Annotated in this window: 19 protein-coding genes; all 19 read left to right on the top strand. The window is 41.7% G+C overall.

Annotated elements, in window-relative coordinates:
- The first annotated feature begins 1 nt into the window (after position 1).
- Positions 2–385 carry a hypothetical protein gene (locus M2139_RS00365; protein WP_280736789.1) on the top strand — a complete coding sequence of 128 codons (384 nt, stop codon included), beginning with the start codon at positions 2–4 and terminating at the stop codon, positions 383–385.
- A 205-nt stretch (positions 386–590) separates the two neighbouring features.
- On the top strand, positions 591–3,194 hold the full coding sequence (locus tag M2139_RS00360; protein WP_280736788.1) for a phage tail protein: 2,604 nt from the start codon (positions 591–593) through the stop codon (positions 3,192–3,194).
- A 14-nt stretch (positions 3,195–3,208) separates the two neighbouring features.
- Complete coding sequence (locus M2139_RS00355) at positions 3,209–3,982, top strand: distal tail protein Dit (protein ID WP_280736787.1); 774 nt, start codon at positions 3,209–3,211, stop codon at positions 3,980–3,982.
- A 6-nt stretch (positions 3,983–3,988) separates the two neighbouring features.
- Complete coding sequence (locus tag M2139_RS00350) at positions 3,989–6,499, top strand: phage tail protein (RefSeq protein WP_280736786.1); 2,511 nt, start codon at positions 3,989–3,991, stop codon at positions 6,497–6,499.
- A gap of 13 nt (positions 6,500–6,512) precedes the next feature.
- Complete coding sequence (locus tag M2139_RS00345) at positions 6,513–6,707, top strand: hypothetical protein (protein WP_280736785.1); 195 nt, start codon at positions 6,513–6,515, stop codon at positions 6,705–6,707.
- A 70-nt stretch (positions 6,708–6,777) separates the two neighbouring features.
- Positions 6,778–7,245, top strand: a complete 468-nt coding sequence (locus M2139_RS00340; protein ID WP_280736784.1) for a helix-turn-helix transcriptional regulator — start codon at positions 6,778–6,780, stop codon at positions 7,243–7,245.
- A gap of 10 nt (positions 7,246–7,255) precedes the next feature.
- A complete protein-coding gene (locus M2139_RS00335; protein WP_280736783.1) occupies positions 7,256–7,765 on the top strand; it encodes a hypothetical protein in 510 nt (169 codons plus the stop codon).
- Entirely contained in the window at positions 7,734–7,874 is a 141-nt protein-coding gene (locus M2139_RS00330) for a hypothetical protein (RefSeq protein WP_280736782.1), read from the top strand. Before M2139_RS00335 ends, M2139_RS00330 begins: the two co-directional genes overlap by 32 nt.
- A gap of 124 nt (positions 7,875–7,998) precedes the next feature.
- Positions 7,999–8,514 (top strand): hypothetical protein, encoded by a 516-nt coding sequence (locus tag M2139_RS00325; RefSeq protein ID WP_348522588.1) that lies wholly within the window; start codon positions 7,999–8,001, stop codon positions 8,512–8,514.
- Positions 8,511–10,976, top strand: coding sequence for a glycosyl hydrolase family 18 protein (locus tag M2139_RS00320; protein ID WP_280736780.1), 2,466 nt, complete (start codon positions 8,511–8,513; stop codon positions 10,974–10,976). Before M2139_RS00325 ends, M2139_RS00320 begins: the two co-directional genes overlap by 4 nt.
- Positions 10,977–11,062: 86 nt before the next feature.
- On the top strand, positions 11,063–11,473 hold the full coding sequence (locus tag M2139_RS00315; protein WP_280736779.1) for a phage holin family protein: 411 nt from the start codon (positions 11,063–11,065) through the stop codon (positions 11,471–11,473).
- A complete protein-coding gene (locus M2139_RS00310; RefSeq protein WP_280736778.1) occupies positions 11,470–12,378 on the top strand; it encodes an N-acetylmuramoyl-L-alanine amidase in 909 nt (302 codons plus the stop codon). The genes M2139_RS00315 and M2139_RS00310 overlap by 4 nt, the downstream gene beginning before the upstream one ends.
- Positions 12,379–12,531: 153 nt before the next feature.
- Positions 12,532–12,753, top strand: coding sequence for an SHOCT domain-containing protein (locus M2139_RS00305; RefSeq protein WP_280736777.1), 222 nt, complete (start codon positions 12,532–12,534; stop codon positions 12,751–12,753).
- Positions 12,754–12,806: 53 nt separating this feature from the next.
- A complete protein-coding gene (locus M2139_RS00300; protein ID WP_280736776.1) occupies positions 12,807–14,366 on the top strand; it encodes a recombinase family protein in 1,560 nt (519 codons plus the stop codon).
- Complete coding sequence (locus M2139_RS00295; RefSeq protein ID WP_280736775.1) at positions 14,366–14,782, top strand: recombinase; 417 nt, start codon at positions 14,366–14,368, stop codon at positions 14,780–14,782. Before M2139_RS00300 ends, M2139_RS00295 begins: the two co-directional genes overlap by 1 nt.
- Positions 14,782–16,353, top strand: coding sequence for a recombinase family protein (locus M2139_RS00290; RefSeq protein WP_280736774.1), 1,572 nt, complete (start codon positions 14,782–14,784; stop codon positions 16,351–16,353). The genes M2139_RS00295 and M2139_RS00290 overlap by 1 nt, the downstream gene beginning before the upstream one ends.
- Positions 16,354–16,493: 140 nt before the next feature.
- Positions 16,494–16,709 carry a helix-turn-helix transcriptional regulator gene (locus M2139_RS00285; protein WP_280736773.1) on the top strand — a complete coding sequence of 72 codons (216 nt, stop codon included), beginning with the start codon at positions 16,494–16,496 and terminating at the stop codon, positions 16,707–16,709.
- Positions 16,709–19,537, top strand: coding sequence for a DUF4268 domain-containing protein (locus M2139_RS00280; RefSeq protein ID WP_280736772.1), 2,829 nt, complete (start codon positions 16,709–16,711; stop codon positions 19,535–19,537). Before M2139_RS00285 ends, M2139_RS00280 begins: the two co-directional genes overlap by 1 nt.
- Before the next feature lie 20 nt (positions 19,538–19,557).
- Positions 19,558–19,929: a hypothetical protein gene (locus tag M2139_RS00275; RefSeq protein WP_280736771.1), complete on the top strand. Its 372-nt coding sequence runs from the start codon at positions 19,558–19,560 to the stop codon at positions 19,927–19,929.
- Positions 19,930–20,351 lie beyond the last annotated feature (422 nt).

Below are 20,351 nucleotides of genomic sequence, written 5' to 3'. Positions count from 1 at the left end.
GATGGAAAACGAACGTAGTGCAACTATTTTAATTGGTGGAGATGAATTCACACTTCTTCTCACCACAAGAGCAACAAAAGAAATTGCTGCAAGATACGGTGGTCTTGAAAACTTAGGCGATAAGCTAATGAAATCTGAAAATGTTGAAATGGCACTTTCTGAAATCGTATGGTTGATTACCATTTTGGCAAACCAAAGCATTCTGATTCACAACATTAAGAACAAGGACAATAAAAAGGACTTGCTCACAGAGGACGAGGTGGAAATACTCACCACCCCTGCCGATTTGGCACAGTACAAAGAAGCGATTATGACAGCACTCTATAAAGGTGCAAAACGAAATATAGAGAGTGAGCAAGATCCAAAAAACGTGGTGGTCGAGTAACAGATGAAGAACTGTTTACTCGACTTTTCTATTACGGCATCAGCGTACTTCATCTTTCTAGAGATGAGTTTTGGCTGATGCCGTTTGGTTTGCTCCTTGATTTATGGGAGTGCCATAAGCAGTATAACGGACTGGCTCGTCCAAAACGTGAGCATTTTATTGATGACATTATTCCAGACGGAATCTAGCGAGAGGAGGTTAACGCATGGCTGACAATTTTGGTTTGAAAATCGGTCTTGAGGGCGAAAAAGAGTTCAAGAAAGCCTTATCTGAAATCAATCAATCGTTTAAAGTCTTAGGCTCTGAAATGAAACTTGTATCATCGGAGTTTGATAAAAACGATAAATCCGTTCAGGCTCTCACTGCAAGAAATCAAGTTCTAAACAAAGAGATTGACACACAAAAAGAAAAAATCGAAACACTTAAATCCGCTCTTGAAAATGCCGCTACCTCCTTTGGCGAGAATGACCGCAGAACGCAGAATTGGCAGATTCAGCTTAACAATGCGACCGCAACTCTCAACGATATGGAGCGTGAACTGAATAATAACAATTCTGCTCTTGAAGAGGCAACCGCTAACTATGACGATGCGGAAGATGCACTTGATGATATGAGTCGTGAAATGGACGATGTCACTGACAGTGCTGATGATATGGGCGAGGAAATTGATGATGCCGCTGATTCTGCTGATAAAGGCAGTGGGAAATTTGAGAAACTGGGCGGTGTCTTAAAAGGCATTGGTGCCGCAATGGGTGCTGTTGCAGTAGCGGCAGGTGCAGCCGCTATCAAGCTTGGTAAAGAAGTCATTTCTGCCTATGCTGATTACGAACAGCTTGTCGGCGGTGTGGATACCCTTTTTCAGGATTCTTCATTAAAGCTGCAAGAATACGCATCAAATGCATATAAAACCGCAGGTCTTTCCGCAAATGATTACATGGAAACAGTCACCTCATTTTCTGCAAGCCTTATTCAGTCGCTTGGCGGTGACACAGAAAAAGCGGTGGAATATGCAGATATGGCAATTACCGATATGTCCGATAATGCCAACAAAATGGGTACGGATATGTCAGCAATTCAAAATGCCTATCAAGGTTTTGCAAAGCAGAATTACACCATGCTTGATAACCTCAAGCTTGGCTATGGCGGAACAAAAAGCGAAATGGAACGACTGCTTGCAGATGCTGAAAAAATCAGCGGCATCAAATACGATATTTCGTCCTATGCCGATGTGGTTTCAGCCATTCATGTAATGCAGGAAAGTATGGGTATTGCAGGAACAACTGCACTTGAAGCGGAGCATACCATTTCCGGCTCAATTAATTCGCTTAGTTCTGCTATCAGCAACTTGGTTGTTGGATTTGGCAATGCTGATGCAGATATAGCACAGCTTTGCAATAATGTGGTTGGTGCGTTTGGAGATGTGATGAAGAACATCACCCCTATTATCGAGAATATCGTTAAGGCTCTGCCGATTGCTGTGGACGCTATGCTAACAGCGGTGATGGATTTACTTCCAACGCTCATTCAGACAGTAACGGATTTATTTTCACAGGTGTTAAATACACTTTTAACCTTACTTCCTGAACTGATTCCCGTAGCGGTAGATGCAATTATTATGATTGTTGATACGATTATTGAAAACCTGCCCTTACTTATCGAGGCGGCTGTTCAGTTAATTGCAACTTTGGTGCAAGGCTTAGGCGAGGCACTGCCAGAACTGATACCTACTGCTGTAAATGCGATTATTACGATTGTTCAAGGGTTACTTGACAATCTGCCGATGATACTAGATGCCGCTTTGCAATTGATTCTTGGATTAGCAGAGGGTTTGCTTGCGGCAATCCCACAGCTAATCGAAGCACTGCCTGCAATTATTACTTCCCTTGTGGAATTTATCATCGGTGCAATACCGCAAATTATTGACGCAGGTATTCAGCTTTTGACTTCGCTAATTTCGGCTTTGCCTGAAATTATTACTGCAATTGTAGAGGCGATTCCGCTCATTATTGATGGCATATTAACTGCTGTGCTTGATAGCATTCCGCTGCTTATTCAGGCAGGCATTGATTTGCTTGTGTCGCTGATTCAGAATTTGCCGACTATCATTACTACCATCGTAAATGCTATCCCACAAATCATTTCAAGCATCGTAAATGCCTTGGTGGGTAACATTGATAAAATTATCATGGCAGGTGTTCAGCTGTTTGTAGCACTGATTAAGAACCTGCCAACGATTATTGTGGAGATTGTAAAAGCTGTGCCGCAGATTATAAGCGGCATCGTATCGGCATTCACAAACAGCATGGGCAAAATCACAGAGATTGGTGGAAATATCGTCAAAGGTTTATGGCAAGGTATTCAGTCGCTTGCATCTTGGCTTTGGAATAAGGTGTCTGGTTGGATTTCATCTATTTGGGACGGAATCTGCGACTTCTTTGGCATTCGCTCTCCGTCAAGAGAAATGGGTTGGATTGGTGAAATGCTTGTAAAAGGTCTTGCAGGCTCGATTGAAGATAATGGCGATGAAGCCGTAAAAGCGGCTGAGGGTATGGCAGCTGACATTGATGATGTTATGCATAGCCTTGCTGAGGATATGAGCACAGCTTTGCCGACAAACTTTTCTGTTGATACATCGACTGTTGGTGGGGTAATGACAAGTCCTGCGACATCTGTGGGAATTGCAGGTTCACTCATTACGGTTCAACAAATGATCGTTCGCAGTGAGGACGATATCCGCAGAATTTCACAGGAACTATATAACTTAATGCAGACCAGCTCAAGAGCACAAGGTCAATTTAGTCCAGCATAGGAGGTGCCAATAAGATGGGATTTATATATAACGGAATATCCTCGCAAAGTATGAAAATAAAAGCAAGGCTTACAAGCTGGCAGGCATCTCCTTCGCTGCGTAACTCGTTTGTTAGTATCCCCGGCAAATATGGGGTTGCTGACTTTGGCAGTGATAGTGCCGAGCGTGTTATAACCGTTCGGTGTAATATCAATCCGATGTATAACTTCGCATCACTTGTGTCGGTGCTTGATGATATGGCAGAGTGGCTCGACCCTGCCCATGGAGCAAAGCAAGTGATTTTTGATGATGTTCCAGATAGATATTTTACTGCCAGACTTTCCGAGGCGGTGGACTGTGAACGGCTTATTTTATCGGCAGGGGCATTTGATTTGAAATTTGTCTGCCCTGACCCTCACGCTTATGCTTTAACCGATGAAGCATATACGCTAACTGCAACAGGCAGTCACGAGGTTCGCAGACGTAAGGGCAATACCGACTCCGAGCCTGTGTATCTGTTAAAGGGAGTGATTCCATCTGGTACATCAAGCTATGTTTCGCTGATCACCAATAATGAGGAATTACGCATCGTTGGGGCATTGGCATCAACTGAAACACTGGTAATTGATACAGGCAAAGTGACGGCAAAGGTAGTGGATTCTGCGGGTGAAACGCTCCGAAACGGTCTGCCTTGCTTACAGGAGTTGAATTTCCCTGTGCTTTCAAAAGGTATCAACACTATTCAAATATCAACCGTAGGGGCAACCTTTACGGAACTTAAAATTCAGGCACAAAGCAGATGGAGGTGAGTAATTTTGGCGATTAAATCAATTCTAACAATACAGGAAGATTTCACAGGAGAATTTCCAATCACTGAGCATACTTCTGCCATGTGGAGGTTCAACGAATCAGAACCTGATAGCAATTCACAGCTTGCGGACTCATCTGGTAACGGAAGACATCTTACAGTATCGGGTTGGTCTGGAACAACAGCAGGACTTCGTGACGGCTTTCACGGCAGATACTTTCGTATGAATATCAGTAACCCTACTACGGAGAAAACGCATCTCATTGCTACCAATGACGGCAGTTTCTTTTCAGATTTGGGCGATAAAGTCGTGGTGGGCGGTTGGATAAACCCAACAACTTATTCAGTTGGTAACACCTATACACCAATATTCAATACCCGCAACGGTCCGGGGCAGCCGATTTTGTATCTTTCCCTTTTTAGTGGCCGGCCTCGTATGATGATTTATAATTCATCTGGATCGCTAATACTTGACCAGACGGAAACACCATCATTCACCATGAAGAACAATGGCTGGTATTTCATGGCTGCGATTATTGATGTGGCAAACAAGACCTCGCAATATATCCTCGGTGACCGCAGTGACGGAACGTTGTGGACTGCACCGCTTAGAACATTCACAGGTGAAATCAACCGCTCTTGTGTGGCGAATATTGAAATCGGCAGGCACACAAACACTTATTGGTATGCAGGCGGTGTGGAGGATTGGTTTTTTGAAACAAACTCACAGCTAAGTATTGATGATTTCACACAGTATTTCAGACAATCACTACTTGCTAATGGTGCGGATTCTACTGCTGATGTGGATGCACTCACTGAGTCAGGCAGTGTTTTATTAAAGAGAACGGATACCGCCTATGCTGAAAGTGGTGTGCTAGAAACCACGGCTACGCTTTGTGCTTTGGCAGGCTCTGGTCGTGTTTCGGTAAGTTCTGAATATGTTGCAGGAGTAACGGCAATATCGCTGATAGAAACTTCGACATCAAACAACATGACGGACTGGTCTATGTGGCAGGCTGTCGGCACAAATGGAGAATTGCAATCTCCAAATCGTGAGTTTATCCGTTTTCGCATTACGCTGACTACAACAGACACAAAACAAACTCCACGCTTGCTTGATATTCAGCTACATGACATTCCAAAATCGCCGTATGAGCGACTGGGATTTGCTCGTCCAGTGGTGCTTGATACCAATGGTGCATGGGAGTCCGTGCTTGAAAATGCCTATGACATTATCGCCACTGGTGAAGTCAACGGTGCAGATACTCTGGATTTCAAGATTCCCTTCAATGATGGCAAGCGCGTGTCTTTGGATAATGAAAAGCAAGTGCAGATAGCAGATGAAATCTATCGAGTACGAACGCTGACGGATGAAAAGGCATCGGATGGCAGTATCTTGACTTCGGTGTATGCAGAAGCTGCCTTTTATGATCTGACTTACTCTGCTGAAAAACAACCGACTGAATTCAATGCTGCTCGTGCCGATGAAGCGATGCGTTATGCTTTGCAAGGCACAGGTTGGTCGATTGGAACAGTGAATGTCAGTACACTTCGGACTTGGACTTGTGAGGAAAAGAATGCCCTCGCTATTTTGCGGCAGATGCAGAACATTCATGGCGGCGATTTGGTTTTTGACAGCCGAAACCGTCTGGTGAGCCTGCTGACATTCAGCGGTAAGGACAGCGGTGCATTGTTTGCTTACAAGAAAAACCTCACCAGCATTAAGCGAGTGGTTGACACCAGAAGTCTTGTTACTCGGCTCTACGCCTATGGAAAAGATGGAATAACTTTTGCATCCATCAACGACGGCAAAGAATATGTAGAGGACTACACTTATTCAAGCGAAGTCAGGGTATCAACTTTGGATTGCTCCAACTTCACAAACCCTTATCAGATGCTTGAGTTTGCCAATATGCGTCTTGCCGAATATGCAAAGCCTCGTGTATCCTATGTGCTTTCAGCGATGGATTTATCGGTGCTGACTGGCTATGAGCATGAGCAGTGGTCACTTGGCGATATTGTAACAGTGGATGATAGAGATTTGGATATGACGATTAAAACCCGTGTCATCCGCAGGCAATACAATCTGCAAGAACCATGGAAAACGGTGCTGGAATTATCCAGTAAACTTCGTGAACTTGGTGATTCCTCCACCGATGTGGTTGCTGATCAGCTTGACCAATCCTTGGTTGTTCAGCAGGAGGTTAAGGACATGGTGCCGTTCAATCATCTTCGTAATTCTCGTGCTGACAACGGCTTTGCGTATTGGCAGAACTCAGGCTTTGAAGTGGATGCGGAAAATGGTGTAAGCGGTACGGCATCTTTTAAAGCAACTGGAGTATCCGGCACAAAGAGCATTGCACAGACAGTCTATCCTGCATCAAGGAGAAGTTACACGATTTCAGCGCAGATTGGCTCAGAGAACTTGAAGAAAGGTACGAATGGGCAGGTTGGCATAGAGGTAGTGTTTGAATATGAGGACGGAACTACAGAAACAAGATTTATTGATTTATTTTGAGAGGATGGTGACTATGGCATATTTTCAGCATATCGCAAGAGATGCCTCGCCCAAGGGTTACGGCAAACTCCGTTCCATCACTATTCGGCTCTGTATTACGGATTGTACTGGTGAGGTGTACTTTACGGATATTATGCTGCAAGCAGGTTCAGTGGCTACTGGATGGGTTGGTCATGTTTGTGAGATTCAGTGGACTTTAGATGGATAATTTTTACCTTGTAAAATATATTGACAAGGTAAAGATTATGTGTTATACTTGTATCATTGGAGGCGATACCATGACAAATGATTTTGATGAAAGAGACAGGCAAATACGAAAATTACAGCAAAACCTTTCAGCAATCAGAAAAATAGCGGGTTGGACTGCTGAAACTTTAGGAAACAAAATAGGTGTTACGAAGCAAACCATTAGTAATCTTGAAAACCAAAAATCTTCTATGAACTTCACTCAGTATATTGCTATTCGAGCAGTTATTGATTCTGAAATAGAAAAAAACCAAGAGAATGAAGTTCTCCATAAGGTTGTGGCACTTTTGTTAGATAGTGAAGATAGGCTTGATGAAGATGATTATTCAAAGGTTCAAGAAGTTGTAGGTACTGTCGCAGCATCTGCCGCAGGAGGAACTCCAACAGCAAAACTTGATGCACTTTTCAATGTGCTTATAAAATCAATGCCGATTGTTATTCCTATAATAGGCGCAATAATTGGTAGCTCTACAAATTGGATGAAAAAACTTTTAAAATAGGAGGAGTCATATGGCAGGAGCAACACATCCCTTTTTTGGGAATCAATACACTGATGGTGGATATATAACGGGTTCTTTCAAATTTCCCCAAGGCTTAACACGAGAAGTTGGAGAGCGGATGTCAAGAGTTCCTGTTTCTGAGTCAACAATAATACATAAACTATCATCGAATACTACTACCCATCCTCCAAAGACGGTGAAAATTAGCACGAAGAGCAAATGGATTATTCCGACCTTAATCATAGCTGCAATTACAGCCGCAGGTGGATATGTAGCTTACCGACTCCTCAAAAAGAAAAATATTATTAAAATTCCTAATATCGGAATATGCGAACATTGTGGAGAACCCTTGACAGAATCAGAATTGGTTCCTGAGGAAAACATCCCCTATATTATCTGCAAAAAATGTGGTGAAAGAAATTATGCAAAATATACAGACAATGAGAGTCAAGAAGAATTGAACGAGGACTCGGAAGGAGGAAATCCAAATGGACAGAGCGGAATTGAAGAGTCAAATTGATGAATTGATGCGACAATATTCAGATGAAGAAATCGATGGTGATACTTATTCTCAGAAAATGATGGAATTAACATCATCGTTTCAAAACGAGGATCAAGCAGAATACTAAATTATAAATCCTGCCAAAGCACTCTCTCAGTAGAGTGCTTTTTTCTGCGCATTTTTAGGAGGTGATGCCAGTGCAGATTAATAACTTCATCCGTTTCAGCGAAAGCATAAAGACCCGTGAGGATATGCGAGTGGTCAGCGTTACCATCCGACCGCTCATCTCTGATTGTACTGGCGATATTTATTTCACCGACCTACAGCTACAAGAAGGCTCTCGACTTACTGGCTACACACCTCACACAATCACCATGCTGAAGAACAGTGAGAATCCTGTTAGGTATTTCAATGCCGTGGTTCGATCTGGCGATACCTTGGTTTTGCATACAAGCGGTGGAACTACCACAGGACTTGATTGCTACATTTACCCCAATCAAGCAATGGCGGCAGGAAGTATTAAGCTGTCACAAGGGGCAGGTTCTCACGAGGCTGTATTTTTATTTTCAGCAAATGCAGGCGATGAATTCGCTCTGCTTGCATCGGAGCGTAGATGCCTTAAAAATGGCAATACCACACCGAAAAATGGATTCTACCAATATACAGCCGTTCATGATGATAAGCATCAAGTTCAGCTTGAAAAAGGAAAATCCGCAAGGGTGTATTTTGAGTTTAAAGAAATGATGGAAGGAGATCACAGCCTATGAGTAATAAACGAGATTATCTCAAGGGTAAAAAGTGCATGATATGGTCGTTCATGGGCAATTCTCGAATGTTCCAAGCACTGAATAATCATGGAGATTGTTTTGACACAGTCGGCATTTTTACATTTGAAGTGGATATCACAGGAACAATCAGCGAAACAGGAACTTCCATCAGCGGTATGATGCCCTACATCAACAAATGGCCGCATATCAATTGGCTGCTGACTATCATGAACCACGGCACGGCCTCTATTTTCACTGCACTTCGCAATAATACAAATGGTGCAAAGGATAAGTTCCTCACGGAAATTGTCCGTATTATGCAGAAATACCCATGGTGTTCTGGTGTGGATATTGATTTAGAGCGTGGCGGTGGCTATGAAAATAAGGATGCGGCAAATGCTCTTTTTCGTGATATTTACAACACCGTCAAAGCTTATGACCGCACTAAGCTGATGAATATCTGTCTGCCCGGCATGACAGGTGTGCAGGGTTCAGTCGGTGGAGAAAATTGGTGCGTGTACGCTGACCTCAATAATTACTGCGATACCGCATCCATTATGAGTTACGGCATGGCTTGGGCGGGTTCTGCTCCCGGTCCTGTTTCACCACGCAGTTGGCTTGAGGGAACGTATGACTATGCCGCAAGGGTAATGAATCCTGAAAAGATATTCATGGGGCTACCTGCTTACGGATGGGAGTGGCAGATTTATCAGAAACCAGAGGATATTGGCAAGACCTATCGTGGAACGTCCAACACCTACTACGCATCAGAAATTTGGATGAACGGCGGCTATCATTTTGCCGACCGACAAGCATATATTCCTTTCGCTGCCTATTGGGATGATTACGATAAAGTGCCGTGGATTTTGCCTTTTGTGTATGACTACATGGAAGGGCAAGATGCTGTTGCAAGAAATGCTCCTATCACAGGCGAAACCTATAACCGCCGTAATTATCTGACCTGCTACGGCAAAGAGCAAAAGTCCGAGTTTGGCACGATTTATATTGACCGCAACGGTAAGCCTGACAGTTACACAGGAAATATGATTATCGGCGATACCTCGGTGGCTGTTGCAGCTAACAGCACGGCTACCTATAATTTTACGATTTCTACAGCAGGTGTTTATGACGTGGCTGTTAAAATCGGGTTTCCTTTTTGGGATAAGAATGGCATCAATCTGACTTTAGACGGCACGGCAGTATCCTTTAGTGAAAACCGTCTGTGGTGGCCGTATTGGAAAACAAGCCACTGGCGAACCTTGGCAACAAAGCGTACCCTTTCTGCAGGACAGCACACCATTGTGATTACTGGCGGCGTGCCGGGTTCGGTTTTCTATGGATTTCGAGTGTGCAACGCATCTTTGCAGAAACCATGGGCAGGCAATGCCACCTTTGGATTATCGCCTCGCCATTTCAAAGATGTGGACGGGATTATGAGGGCACCTGCAGAGGGGTTTCGATTGACAACAGAGGTTCTCCGAAGAAAGCCTGACTCCGCACTGGCTTGGTATGAGGATTTCAGAGATAATCCACCGATTCCTGATAGTTACTGGACAACGCTTTCAGGCAGTTGGAAGGTTTGGCGAAGTGATGAATATGCCACGAGCCGAGTTTACTCACAGCTTGAAGGCAGTGGTCAGCTTGCGTGGAAGTATTCAGGCTTTACCGATGTGCATTTAAGGACGAGAATAGCTTTCCCATCAAATGGCACTGGTCGAGCGGGTGTTTTCATTGGAAATGTATTCTGCTGTATCAACATTAATAATCAGCGAATCGAACTCTATCAAGGCAGTACGCTCCTTGGCAGTTGGCAGGGCGAATATTCCCGCACCACTGATGCCAATATCCGCACCAATCCCAATATGTACCTCGTTGAAATACGAAAGCGTGGCAATACCGTAAAAGTCTATTCTGGTAACAGTTATACGCTGCGTTTTACGGCAAATATCTCATCAACAAGTGGTTATGCGGGGATACAGTCTGATGGGCAGATTAAATGTGAGCTGCTCCGTTTGGGTGATGCATGGACTTATGAGCCGTATGAGGCATTCGATGTGACCATGCCTGATGGTACCTCAAAAAGCTATGGAAGGATTGCCCGCAATAACGTCACTTGGGATAATGAATTTGAAGTATTCACCGTCAATTCTGATGTGGAGGAAACTGCCACTCGCAGTGAAGATATTTCTATGGATTATGACTTCTTCCACTCCGATATTATCCCTGTTGCCTGTGGCGGTGATTATACAGCACTGGTGACACCGAGGGATATTAATGTTTGGATTTCAAGGTTGTTCTTCGGTGATTCAGATGGTTTTGGAATCTGCTATTTTCAAGATGTAGATAGCTTGGTTTATTGGGCGAATGAAGCCGCCTACCGCTGGAATCTGCGGGGTGTGGCGTTCTGGTCACTCGGTCAAGAGGATATGCGGCTGTGGCAGGCACTGCCAAAACAAATATAGCTGAAACTATACTTGATACGAACGCTTGTCAGAAATGGCAGGCGTTTTGTAATACACAAAAATAATCTTACAGGAGGAACAACAACATGAAACAAATCTGGTCTTATATTCAAATCTGCTTTGCCACACTAGGAGGATTCCTTGGTTGGTTTTTAGGCGGTGCAGATGGCTTTCTTTATGCCCTCATCGCCTTTGTATCAATCGACTATATCACAGGTGTGATGTGTGCCATTGCTGACAAAAATCTTTCAAGCGAAGTTGGATTCAAGGGTATCTGCCGAAAGGTACTAATTTTCGCCCTAGTCGGTATTGGCAATATTCTTGATGTATATGTTCTTGGACAAGGTGGAGTTCTGCGCACTGCAGTGATCTTCTTTTATCTCTCCAACGAGGGCATTTCATTGCTTGAAAACTCTACGCATCTTGGATTGCCAGTACCGCAGAAGCTAAAGGATATCCTCGCACAATTGCACGACAAAGGAGGAAACAATTCATGAAAATCGTAGAAAGCATTTTAACGAAAAATCCATGCTATACGGCAGGTCGAACCATAACGGTAAAAGGATTAATGCTCCACTCGGTAGGTTGCCCGCAGCCAAAAGCCTCAGTATTTATCAACAGTTGGAATAGGGCTAGTTATGACCGTGCCTGTGTTCATGGATTTATTGATGGTAATGACGGCATCATCTATCAGACCTTACCTTGGAATCATCGTGGTTGGCATGGCGGTGGTGATTCCAATAACACGCATATCGGAATTGAGATGTGTGAACCTGTTTGTATTAAATATACTGGTGGTGCTACATTTACTTGCTCTGATACAGCGACTGCAAAGGCTGTGGCAACAAGAACTTATAACTCAGCAGTGGAACTTTTTTCTTACCTTTGTCAAAAGTTTAATCTTGATCCGTTGGCTGATGGAGTAATCATCTCTCATGCAGAGGGTTACAAACGAGGAATTGCATCAAATCATGGTGACCCAGAACATTTATGGCAACAGCTTGGTATGTCTTACACGATGGACACTTTCCGTAAAGATGTGAAAGCGAAAATGTCTAATGATACTTCTGCATCACCTGCGGACAAACCATCGTCAGGTTATTATCGTGTTCGCAAGTCTTGGAACGATAAGAAATCACAGATTGGTGCGTATAAGGTGTTAAGCAATGCAAAAGCACAAGCAGATAAAAATGATGGTTACTTTGTATTTGATGAAAGCGGCACAAAGATTTATCCTACCGCTGCTACTTACAAAGAATACACCGTTGTCAAAGGCGATTCTCTTTGGGGCATCGCACAGAAATTACTTAGCAATGGAACGAGATACACAGAGATTGTGAAACTGAACGGACTTACCTCTAATGTCATTTACAGCGGTCAAAAATTGAAGATTCCTAATTAAGTATAAGCCTGCTTGCATTCTTCGGAGTGTGAGCAGGCATTATTTTTTTGCCGTGAATTGAATAGACGCAAATTTTCGTTTTTTGGTTCTTAAAGTACTCCTTAATGTCCTTTCACTATTAGAGGTTACAACTCGGAAATGGAGGTTGACATTATGGCGGTCGATATTAAAAAACTGGCACATTTAGATGATGAGCCACTCATCATAACGAGGGAGCAATTACAAAATGAATTTGACTATATCGTAGCACAGCAAATGCTAAGAGATATGGCTCAAAAGGGGTTGATTTCTTTGTCAGAACTAGACAAAATCACGGTTTTAAATCTTGAGATATTCTCTCCTGAATTGACATCAATAATGCCCACAAACGCTTGATATATCAGGAGTTTGGCGGTAATATGTCACACTAACGAAGGGAGGTGTTTAAGGTGGCAAAAGTTACAAAAATCGGCGGCGAATCGTCAAACGATAATAAAAAACTAAAGGTCGCTGCATATTGTCGTGTTTCTACAGATAGCGATGAGCAACTCGAAAGCCTAGAAGCTCAAAAAACACACTATCAAACTTATATCAAAAGCAATCCTGCGTGGCAGTATGCAGGATTGTATTACGATGAAGGCAAGTCTGGAACAAAGATAGAAAGACGAAAGCAACTATTGAAGATGCTTGATGCCTGTGAAAGAAAAGAGATTGATTTGGTCATCACGAAGTCCATCAGTCGATTTTCTAGAAACACAGTGGATTGCCTTGAAATGGTACGCTTTTTAATCGAACATGGAGTTTTTGTGTATTTTGAAAAAGAGAACTTAAATACCATGACGATGGAGAGCGAACTAATTCTTTCTATTCTCAGTAGCATGGCGGAGGAAGAATCCCATTCCATTTCAAAGAATAATAAGTGGTCAATTCAGAAGCGATTTGAACAAGGCACTTATGTAATCAGCTATCCGCCTTACGGTTACATCAACGATAGTGGTGAAATGAGGATTGTTCCAGAAGAGGCAGAGGTTGTCAAACGAATTTTCAATGACACCATTAATGGAAAAGGCTCATCGCAAATTGCTAGAGAGTTGACAGAGGAAGGAATTAAAAGCAAGAAAGGCGGCAAGTGGAATAGTACAACCATTCGTGGAATGCTCAAAAATGAGAAGTACACAGGCGATGCCATTTTTCAAAAGACTTATACAGATGATCGTTTTACTCGCCACACCAACAACGGAGAGGAACAGCAGTATTACTGCAGGAATCATCACGAACCGATTATCAGCCATGAGATTTTTGAATTAGCAGGGCAAGAGATTAGACGCAGAGCCGATGAGAAGAACATTAGTAGAAGTACGCAGAAATACAACAGGCGCTATGCCTTCTCTGGAATATTAAAATGTGGCGAATGCGGAGCAATTATGAAACGCAGAACCCACTACACAGGCAGAAAAGAATATATTGCTTGGACTTGTGGGACACACCTTGATGATAAGACCAAGTGCTCCATGCTCTATGTCAGAGATGATGCAATCAAAGCCGCATTTACGACAATGATGAACAAGCTGACCTTTGGCTATAAGGAAGTTCTAACCCCTTTACTTGAGGGCTTAGACGAAGATTTGAATTATATGAATACCGAAAAGCAGAGCGATTTTGAAAAGCAACATAACGCAATCAAGGAGCGTGAAAAACTTCTGCGTGAACATTTTCATAAGAATTTGCTCAGTCAGGATATTTTCAGCCGAAGTATGGCAGACATTGAACAGGAACTGCGAACCTTGGCTCAAATGAGAGAAGATTATTTGCATAATCAAAACCGAGGAGTTACCTACCTCTCAGCAGCAAGAGACCTTTTTGCACACTGCTCAAAATCCGAAATGAAAACAATCTATGACGAGGAGATTTTCAAAAGGTTTGTAAATGGTGTGATTATATTCTCTAGGGGCGAGGTTGGATTTAGATTAAACTGTGGAATTACGCTCAGGGAAAGGATGGTGGTTTGATGAGAACTACGTTATTTGGCTATACAATTAAAAATGGGAAAGCTTATATCGACAAGGAGAAGGCCGCTCGGGTGCAAAAACTATTTGATGGTTATATCTGCGGAATGACACTAAGAACAGCCGCCCTTGAAGCAGGAATTGATACATTTCACGGTAGTGCAGGCAGAATGCTAAAAAACCAAAAATATATGGGTACAGAATATTATCCTGCCATTATTGATGAGGAAACTTTTCAAAAGGCACAGCTAGAGCGAGAACATCGTGCGGTTAAACTTGGGAGAGTTCATGAAGCCACAGAAGATTTGCCGATACTAGCACCTACCAAGTTTAGTTTTAGGTCACGGGAGATTATGTTTGATGATCCATTCAAGCAAGCTGAATATGCCTACAGCATGATAGAAAGCGAGTGGTTTTGATGGGAGAAAAAAGTGTAACAATCTTTCCACCGAGGTTAAATCGGAAAGTGGAAGAAACCAAGACGGAAGAAAAAATAAAATTAAGAGTGGCTGCCTATTGCCGTGTTTCAACTGACAGCGATGAGCAAGCAAGTAGCTATGAAGCACAGATTGAGCATTACACGCTATTTATTCAAAATAACCCTGAATGGGTGCTTGCAGGTATATTTGCCGATGATGGTATTTCTGGCACGAATACCAAAAAGCGAGATGAGTTCAATCGCATGATAGAAGAATGCAAAATCGGAAATATAGATATGATTATCACAAAATCAATCAGTCGTTTTGCAAGAAACACGATTGACTGCTTAAAATATATCAGGCAACTGAAAGCGTTAAATATTGCGGTGTTTTTCGAGAAAGAAAATATCAACACGATGGATTCTAAAGGCGAGGTTCTGCTTACCATCATGGCTTCCCTTGCTCAACAAGAGAGCGAGTCTTTATCGCAAAATGTTAAGCTAGGGATTCAGTTTCGCTACCAACAAGGCATTGTGCAGGTGAATCATAATCGCTTTTTAGGCTATACAAAGGACGAGAATAAAAATCTTGTGATTGTTCCAGAAGAAGCAGAGATTGTCAAACGCATTTATCGTGAATATCTTGATGGGGCAAATTATAAGGAAATATCGTCAGGACTTGAATCCGATGGAATCTTGACAGCGGCAGGCAACCCAAAGTGGCACTCAAGCACACTCCGAAAGATTCTCACCAATGAAAAATACATGGGCGATGCACTTTTGCAAAAGACTTATACAGTGGATTGCCTTACAAAAAAGCGAGTTGCAAATGACGGCACTGTTCCCCAGTATTACGTGAACAACGACCATGAAGCGATTATTCCAAGAGAACTATTTGCAAGAGTTCAGGAAGAGATAAAACGCAGAGCGAATATTCGAAGTGGAATGGACGGCAAAAAGCGAGTCTATAGTAGTAAATATGCTCTATCGAGCGTTGTTTTTTGCGGACATTGCAACGATATGTATCGTAGAACCCATTGGAATAATCGTGGCAAAAAGCAGATTGTTTGGCGGTGCGTGACTAGGCTTAGCGCACCGGGGGTAGAATGTCCAGCACGAACGCTCACAGAGGTGCAACTTCAAAACTTGGTGCTTGAGGCAATCAATAAGGTACTTGGCGGAAAGCAAAGAGCCATAAAGGTGCTGGAAACTAACATCTCCGAAGTGCTCGGTAATGCTCACAGCGAGGAACTGAAACGTATCGAGAGTCAAATCGAAAAACAACAAACACTTCTTGTAAAGCTAACCACTGCGTCAGAGGATTATTCCAAGGTGGTCGATAAGATATACGCTTTGCAAAGAGAAAAGGAAGAGCAGGTAGCGAATAATGTGAATTATAACGCAGGCAAAGAACGTATAGAAGAGATGATTGAATACTTGAAATCGCAGCCAAAACGTGTCACCGCCTACGATGAGCAGTTGGTTCGCAAGCTGACCCAAAAAATCACAGTATTTGATGACCATTTGGACTTCCTGTTCAAGTCGGGGATAAAGATTGAGATTAAAGGGTAAAAATTATTTTTTCGGCACTCTGCTATGGCAGGGTGCTTTTTCGTGGTTGTCGGGGCATTGATTTTTGGGGAGAAGTATGGTATAATAAATCATCTAATTTGTGTTACAAATAATCAAGCGTTACGAACAGGAGTGCGAAGATGATTAAAAACAATATTGAAGTAGACGTAAAGGTTAAATGTATAGAGCATGAGATAACTCAAGCACAACTTGCAGAAGAAATTGGAACGACAAGCCAGTATGTGAATCGCATCATCAAAAAGCGGGACGGTGTGGTGAACAAGACTTTCGTACAGATGCTTGAGGCTTTGGGGTATGATATTGAACTTACTTATGTGAAAAGAGGTGCGGAATAATGGCAAATGAATTACAATCGCTTTCTTTACTTTTTCAAAACAGACTTTTTAGAATTCCGGACTATCAGAGGGGCTATGCTTGGCAGCAGTCCCAACTTGCGGATTTTTGGGATGACCTGATTAACTTACAACAGGATAGATATCATTATACAGGACTTTTGTCTTTAAAATCACTTGAACGAAAAGAGACAAAGGATTGGGGTTCTGACCTCTGGATGGTAGGTAAAGGATTTAAGGCTTGTCACATTGTAGATGGTCAGCAACGTTTGACTACTTTCGTAATTTTACTGAATGAAATAATTTGTTTTGTGAGAGAGCTGGATGAAAATAAAGGAAAGAAAGACGATGAAATCGTACTTGGATATGACACCTTGAAAGATGTAGTGGCTAAATATATCTATCAAAGCAGACCACCAATGAACCAGATTACAACATACTTGTTTGGTTATGAGGTGGACAATCCGAGTGCGGATTACTTAAGGTATAAGATCTTTGGTGAGCCGTATTCCGGTACGGTCAATGAAACCTATTACACAAAAAATCTCAAATTTGCAAAGAGTTTCTTTAGGGAGAACTTAACGGCTCTCTATGAAAACGATAGGATTGAAGGAATCAATAATCTCTATTTGAAACTCACATTGAGATTGATGTTCAATATACATGAGATAGACGATGATTATGATGTTTTTGTGGCTTTTGAAACCATGAATAATCGTGGCAAGAAACTGACGAATCTGGAGTTGCTGAAAAACAGGCTTATATATCTTACTACACTGTATTCAGACGAAAAATTCGATGAGATGGAGAAGTCCCACCTGAGAAAACAAATCAATGATGCGTGGAAGGAAATATACTTTCAACTTGGCAGAAATGAAAATGTTCCTCTTTCTGATGACGATTTTTTAAGAGCACATTGGACAATATATTTTACTTATTCCAGAAGGAAGGGCGATGACTATATTCGTTTCCTGCTGAATAAGTTTTCTGCTAAGAACATATTTGAAAAGAAAACTGTTCTTATGAGCGAATTGCCAAAGGGGTATGTTATAAACACAGATTACGAAGAGGAAGATGATGTAGATAATACAGAAACGGAAACCATAGAAGTTTCAAAATTAGTACCTACTGAAATCGCAGACTACGTAAATAGTCTTAAGAATATGGCTAAATACTGGTATGACACTTTCTTCCCTATGCAGAGTAATAATTTGATGGCCGATGAAAAAATCTGGGTTGACCGTTTGAATCGTATTGGTATTGGTCACTTCAGACCGCTTGTTATGGTAATCATCAGTCGCAGAGATTTGCCTGCAGAAAAACGTGTAGAAGTATTTAAAGCAGTAGAGAGATTTTTGTTTATCTGCTTTAGGGTTGGTTATTATAATGCAACATTTAGAAGCAGTGAATACTACCGTGCTGCACGTAGCATTTATTTACAACAGATGGATATTGATGATTTAATAGATGATATCAATGAAACTACCAATGCCAATATCGAATATGCCCTACCGAGTTTTGTTACAAAAATTGAAAAGCATTTTGATAATATGGGAGGGTTCTATTATTGGAACTCTATCAAGTACTTTTTATACGAATATGAATCACATTTGGCAAAGAAATATAATATAGACAAGGTTAGCTGGGAGATGTTTACAAAAACAGAAAAAGACAAAGTATCTATTGAACATATTCTTCCGCAGACACCAACTAAGTATTATTGGAGAAATCAGTTCAGACAGTTTGATGATGAGGAAATCGAGTTGCTATCATGCGCACTAGGAAACTTATTGCCGTTATCGCAAAGCATTAACTCAGCTTTGCAGAATGATAGCTTTGAAGATAAGAAAACTTCTAAATCTACGGGAAGAAGAGGATATCAAAACGGTTCCCATTCCGAAATTGAAGTTTCAAAAGAAACAGACTGGACAGCGGAAAGAATACATAAGCGTAGCAAGATGTTGTTGCAATTTATGGAAAACAGATGGGAATTCAGTTTTAATAAAGATCAGCTTGAAAAGTTGGTGTATGTTTCATTTGCAGTGGACGGGAGAGAGATTCCGCATGAAATTGAGAAAGAAGAACCAGAAGAAACTGATGCTGTCAATAAAAAATCTCCTAAAGCAGTAGAACACATTGCTGGTGGTACGGAACTTGAAAATCAAAGAATAAAATTCTGGACAAACTTTGTTGATTATTGCAGTCAGGAAGGCTATGGAGACACGGTAGCACTTAGAAAACCATCGTTCGATGGTTGGTATGCAGTGTCTGTAGGAACTGCTGATTTGCATATCGAATTTACTATTACGCGTAGTAAGTTTTTAGCTATTTTAATTTATGCTGAGAATTCTGATGTTTTTTCAAGACTGGAAAGTAAAAAGCAAAAGATAGAAGATGTTTTTGGCGATAAGCTAGACTGGTATTCAAGCAGAGAAAAGAGTAATGCAAAGAGAATTATGTTCAAGCGTGAAGCCGATATTTTTAATCCTGAAAAACAAGATGAATTATTCGCATGGATGCTTGAAAAATTTGATTCATTGGTGGAAGCACTTGTATCTGCCGATGAGTTAGATAATGAAGAGCCATTCGGTGAGAAGTTTTCAGCAATAAAAAAGTATTTGGAGTCATGTGGTAAAAGCGAGATTGCATTGACCTTTGCAGAAGTCGAAAATATTATCGGAAACGAACTGTGCAGATCAGCATATACTTACCCTGTTTACTGGAAACCATCGAAAACACATACTATGGCAAATGCAATTGTTGCAGCGGGATATGAGGTTATATCGGTAGATTTGACATCAAAAAGGATTGACTTAGCAAAGAGAAATTGAGTGAATGGAGGTGTACCACAGTGGCAGATATGACGCAGATACATAACTTTGCTGTCAAATGGAGCGATAAGTTTCGTGACCAAGACATCAATTACATAGAATTGGTCGATCGCTTTATGGCTGATGATTGCGATGCTCTCTGTTTTGAAATGGATTGTGGAAAGGCCTTTGAAACAAAGTATGGCAGTGCAGTGTACGATGATAGAGAGCTTACAAAAATTATTGATTCTGTGGTTGATATTAACTTACTGGGGTCAGCGATTTATTCAAGGTGGCGATATTTCAATCATTGGGCATATACAGGGGCAGAAATCTTGGAGCCAAAGAACCGTGAGTGGTTTATTTTAGCTCTAGGCAGATTGATGCTGCTTTCTAGCGAAAACTTATTATAAGAACCCCCCTTGACCCATTACAAACAGCCAAGCAAAAAAGAACGAGAACTTCCCTAAAATCGCCCTTGACCTATTTACTGAAATACAGGCATTTTCTAGGGATTTTGCCTTTGACTTGTTCACGCAAATACAATGGATTTCTTTGACTTGTTACCACAAGAAATAAGGAGTTAGGCACTAGAAGTGCTATTAAAGCGACCCGCTCGAGCCATGTGGAGACAATAGTGTTGCTACAACGATGTTAAGGCTGGAAATCCTTAATTTTAGGCAGTTTTACAAACATATCGTCTTTACTGGTGATGGTGATAAAATCCGAAATAAGGAGATTCGTGACTACATCAATGTGTCAGTCGTTATAGACCTAGTAAGTGGGAACGCAACAAATAAAAACTAAATATTGGAGTAGATAGTTTTTATTTACT

Origin of the sequence: Enterococcus sp. PF1-24 (assembly GCF_029893325.1) — a bacterium.
Classification (GTDB): domain Bacteria; phylum Bacillota; class Bacilli; order Lactobacillales; family Enterococcaceae; genus HY326.
This window is presented reverse-complemented; position numbering and strand designations above follow the sequence as displayed.